The sequence below is a fragment of the Sphingobium lactosutens DS20 genome (genome assembly GCF_000445105.1).
GTDB lineage: Bacteria > Pseudomonadota > Alphaproteobacteria > Sphingomonadales > Sphingomonadaceae > Sphingobium > Sphingobium lactosutens.
In genome coordinates this window covers 1-4,342 of record NZ_ATDP01000083.1, presented here as the reverse complement: position 1 = coordinate 4,342, position 4,342 = coordinate 1, and the positions used below count along the sequence as shown (strand labels likewise).

Annotated in this window: 4 protein-coding genes; all 4 read right to left on the bottom strand. The window is 63.8% G+C overall.

The genetic code is table 11. The features are described from left to right. Window positions 1-68: 68 nt before the first annotated feature. From RLDS_RS39285 to traC, 4 genes are read right to left on the bottom strand one after another with little or no spacing between them, the layout of a single operon-like run. On the bottom strand, window positions 69-605 hold the full coding sequence (locus tag RLDS_RS39285) for a S26 family signal peptidase (RefSeq protein ID WP_020818499.1): 537 nt from the start codon (window positions 603-605) through the stop codon (window positions 69-71). Then, complete coding sequence (locus tag RLDS_RS39280) at window positions 586-1,239, bottom strand: type-F conjugative transfer system protein TrbI (RefSeq protein WP_020818500.1); 654 nt, start codon at window positions 1,237-1,239, stop codon at window positions 586-588. Before RLDS_RS39280 ends, RLDS_RS39285 begins: the two co-directional genes overlap by 20 nt. Continuing rightward, entirely contained in the window at window positions 1,232-1,591 is a 360-nt protein-coding gene (locus RLDS_RS39275) for a hypothetical protein (RefSeq protein WP_020818501.1), read from the bottom strand. Before RLDS_RS39275 ends, RLDS_RS39280 begins: the two co-directional genes overlap by 8 nt. 3 nt (window positions 1,592-1,594) lie before the next feature. Next, window positions 1,595-4,186, bottom strand: a complete 2,592-nt coding sequence (gene traC / locus RLDS_RS39270; protein WP_020818502.1) for a type IV secretion system protein TraC — start codon at window positions 4,184-4,186, stop codon at window positions 1,595-1,597. Window positions 4,187-4,342: the final 156 nt, after the last annotated feature.

Below are 4,342 nucleotides of genomic sequence, written 5' to 3'. Positions count from 1 at the left end.
GATAGGGCCGATGAGGAGCATGGCCGCCGCGAATGAAGCGATGCCGGCACCGCTTGTCAGAACAGCTTTCACAGGATCGGCTCCCCGGTTCCGATGACTTGCCGGCCGCAAACAAAGCCGATCTCGGCATAGCGACTGTCGAAGCCGTCCTTGTGCGGCGTCGCCGCGAAATAGCAGCCTGGGGGCACGACCCCCGTCGCACCGGGCACAAGGCGTTCGCCCGCCTTGGTGAAGGGCTTCATGCGAACAGTCGGAACGCCGTTGATCGTTACCGTCATGCCGTCATGCGCGATCACGTCTCCCGCGACAGCATAGACCTTCTTTCCAAACATCCTTGGCCTGGCGCCAAAATGGCGGCGCAACAGCGCGCTCGCCGGCGGATCGAAAAATATGAACTCTCCCTTGGCAGGCAGGCGGCCCCGCTCGATGAGGAAGGCCCAGTTCGGCAGGGAGTCCGTCGTATTGACGAGGAAAAGGTGGTCGTCGCTCCAATCTGCCAGCCCTGTCAGGGCAACGCTTCCGCCGACGAAGGCGCCAAGCAGAAGCCAAAGCTTCGGGTTCGGTCGCCAGCCCCGCTTCGCCGCGTCATTGACCGCCGCTGCCATCGGGACCTCCAAAGGTTGAAACGGTGGCAGCCGGCGGCTCGTACTGGGGCGCTGACGCGGCCGGCGCCCCGGGCATCATAGGCGCCGGTGCCATGGGATCCGGGTATCCGACCGGCGCCGCGGGCTGCGCCGTCATGGGCTGCTGCGGCTGTGCCGCGAGCATGGCCTGCTGCTCGAGCTGCTGAAGCTCCAGAGCCGATGCTTGCTTCGGCCGAGCAACGCCGGATGCATAGACCGCCTCCTTCAGCTTGTCGGTGATGTCGGGGACATTCTTCGTGAGAACGGCTTCCCCGACGAGCACGATCTCACCGCCCGAGCTTCGCCGCTCGAGCTCCTTGTCCAGCGATGCCATGAACTTGCGCATCTCCGCCTCGACTTGCGCCGGCGGAGAGGTGGAGCGCGCTTGTGCCTGGACATACTCGCCGACGATCGAGGACAGCCGCGCGGAAACGATCCGCTCCTGCTTGGGCGTGATCAGCGCCTTTGTGACCCACATCCCCCATATCAGGACACCAATGACCAGAAGGCCCGCGACGATCTGAACGGACGAGAAGCCCGCGAAAATTGCGCGCTTCGCTGCGGCCGCCGGTTGGGGCGCAGGGGACGGCAGGTCGAGCTCGGTCTGTTCAGCCATGATCAGCTTTTCCTTCGGGCAGGGCCGCAGGCACGATCTTCTCGCGGCGCAGAACGATCAGTCCGGCGGCAATCAGGAGATGTGCGGCGATGAAGATGTTCTTGAATGACGCGATGCGGTCAGGAGACGCGGCGACGTAGCGGGCCGTCAAATTGTTGAGCTGGTGCATGAGCCCATCGAGCGAGAAACCCCCGAGCGCCACGAAGAAGAGCGCGAACAGCCCCCAGGTCAGCAAGAGCGTCGATGCCGTGAAGCCGATCAAGTGCAGATAGAAATGGAGCAAGCTCCGCAGGGCGGGCTGTCGCCCGACCGCGATGTCCGCGCCATTCCTCCTGTGCGCTGCGGCATCCATGGCCTACTCCGCCGCCTCGGCAACGTCGACTTGCTCGTGCGACGCCCACTTTTCCGGATTGCCGGGGAAGGCGACCCGTTCGATCGCCTCATCCATGCTTAGCCCTCGCGCGACCAGCGCCTCGATCGCCGCGTAGATAGCCGGGCTCGACGAATAGACGGTGGCCGAGAACGGATCGAGCACCAGCCTGCCGACGGCCAGGGTCTCGGGGCCCTTGATAAGGATGTCGGAATATTCGCGGCCGTTGATCTTCAAGGACCGCAGCAGCGCGTCGGTATAGTCGTCCATCTCAAAGCGGTCGTGCTTCTTGAAGTCCGCGATTGTCTCGGGCTTCTGCTGGAGAATGACGAACCAGTCGGAGTTCTCCAGCGCCGCGACGGACCCGGCCGACTTATAGTAATCGTTCAGGGACTGCGTCGCCGTCACCAGCGCCGCGCCATATTTCCGGCAGGTGCGAGCATAGGTCTCGATGAAATCGGCCATCGCACCGCCGCGCAGCATCTGCCACGCTTCATCCAGAAGCAGCGCCTTCGGGACCGAACGATCGACTTTGCGCATCATCTGCTGCGACATGAACATGATCGCGGTCAGCACGACGCTGCGCAGTTCCTCGCGGGATGAAAGGTCGGAGAGCTCGAACACCGTGAGCTGCGCCGACAGTTCGAACGATACCTCGCCCTGGAAAAATCGCCCGTACGTCCCTGCCGACGAAAAGGGGCGCATGGCGATGCCAAGATCCATGGCAAGGCCATTTCCGGTGGCTTCGAGCGCAGCGATCACGTCGTCGATCGAGCCCTGGCGTCCCTTTTCGCTCCAGACGCTGTTAACGGCCCCGTCGATGAGGCCACGCTCGGTATCGTTCAGCCGGTCGATGTGGCGCGACATCTGGTTCACGATGGCTTTGAGCATCGCCATGCAGTCGAGCAGGTAATCCTCGTCGCTGCGGGCCAGCTCCTCATCGATCATGCTGAAGGGGTTGAGGCAGAAGCCGGACGACATCGTAAATTCGACGAACGCGCCGCCCTGGAGCTTGGCGGAGTGCTCGAAGGAGCGACCGTCGTCGATCACGACGACGCGCGCGCCGGCACCGCAAAGGGAGGCACAGAGCTCCTGCAGCGTCACGGATTTGCCCGACCCCGATTTGCCGAAGACGGCGACATTGTGGTTGCCCGCCGCATTCTCGAACGGACTCCAGAAGAAGGGTTGTCCACGCCGACCGATGAGCATGAGATGCGGCACCTGGCCGCCGAGATACTCGCCCTGGATCGGGGCCAGGTTCGCCGCCGTTGTCGTGAGCAATGTGCGCATCCGCTTCATGCGCTCGAGGTCGCGTGCAAGCCCGTTCGCCATTGTCATGGGCATGGCGCACAAAAGGCCCATCACCTGCAGGTACCGATCGTCGAGCAGGTCCCAGCCCGCTGCGCGATAAACCGATTTGAGCACGCGTTCGTTGGCGTCCCCCCTGCCCTTCGGCGAGAAGGAGGTCACGCTGAAGAAGACACGCACCAGCTTGCGCCCCTGGCGCAGCTCGTCGTTGACGTAACGCCATTCCTGGCTTTGCTCGCGCAGCTGCGGCAGGAAGCGCGCCGACTTGGAGTCCGCAAGGCTCGTGGTGCGCATGAACTTGAAGCTCGCCTTGTTCGACGATGCCAGCGGATCGGGGAACTCGACGCACAGATTTGTCGCGACCGGACATGGCATCCTGAGCTTGTCGGTGAACATGTCGCCAATGAGCCGGGCGACATCCCACGGCGCCCAGCGGCTCGGCAGGTTCCGGACCGAGAATGAGCGAACGTCGAAGACGTCCGGCAGAATCTCACCGATCTCGGGCGCCTCGTCCACCGTCGCCCCGGTTGGCCGAAATCGCTCGGTTCTGAGCAGCATGCGATCGGGCTCGATGTGAAGCTCCACATCCCGGCGCACCGCCTGGTCCGCAATCGGATCGAGCGGATTGTAGTTGACGACGTCCTCCCCCGCCGCAGTGGTCGGCGAGGTTATGTCGTCGATCCACCCGATGAGGTCGGTCGGATCCATCTTGCGGGCCGGCACATTGATCGATGCGAGGGCCGAGATCAGACCGTCCATCACCGCCACGATTTCCTCGACAGACACGCTCGAGGATTCCGGGGTCGAGTAGGAGATCGCCACACGGTGGTTCCGCAGCGAGAATGGCGCATCCGCGGAGAGCGAGCGCCACACCCCGTCGGTCAGGAAGTCGATGCGGTGCTTCGCCATGCGCTCGTAGACGCCGCGAGCCGAGTAGCGCGGAAGATACCAGCGCGAGAGACGCTCGGACACGCGCGGACTCATCCACTGGTGGAATTGCAGGCATCCCGGCGCGGGGATCGCTTCGGAAAGGAACTGGGTGAGGATCTCCCCTGTCCGTTCGTCTGCACCGATCAAGGGAGCTGCCTCGATCACAAAGCCCCGCGACGCGCTGTTGTAGAACACGCCCGTCTTTGCGTCGAAGCTGCGATAAGGGAGCCAGTCGGCCAGCATGGGCACGCCAAGCTCCGGCCGATCCGCATCGGGACGCTGGCTGTCGCCGAGGATCCCTGAAAGAAGGCTCTCGAAGAAGCCGCCCTTCCCCGCCATCTCAATGATCCTCCGGCACTGAGGCGGGGAAGTCCGCGGCGCGAACGGTCGGCGCAGATAGGTTCGGCTTCGAGGCGACGGGAGTGCCATCAGCGGCGGCATCACGCGCATCCTTCGCAGCGGACCCGGCAATCTGCCGATAGGCGGGATCGCTTT

What these genes read in the sequence shown, in the direction of transcription:
- RLDS_RS39275 (WP_020818501.1), bottom strand. Translation starts at nt 1,591, where the DNA reads ATGGATGCCGCAGCGCACAGGAGGAATGGCGCGGACATCGCGGTCGGG.
- traC (WP_020818502.1), bottom strand. Translation starts at nt 4,186, where the DNA reads ATGGCGGGGAAGGGCGGCTTCTTCGAGAGCCTTCTTTCAGGGATCCTC.
- RLDS_RS39285 (WP_020818499.1), bottom strand. Translation starts at nt 605, where the DNA reads ATGGCAGCGGCGGTCAATGACGCGGCGAAGCGGGGCTGGCGACCGAAC.
- RLDS_RS39280 (WP_020818500.1), bottom strand. Translation starts at nt 1,239, where the DNA reads ATGGCTGAACAGACCGAGCTCGACCTGCCGTCCCCTGCGCCCCAACCG.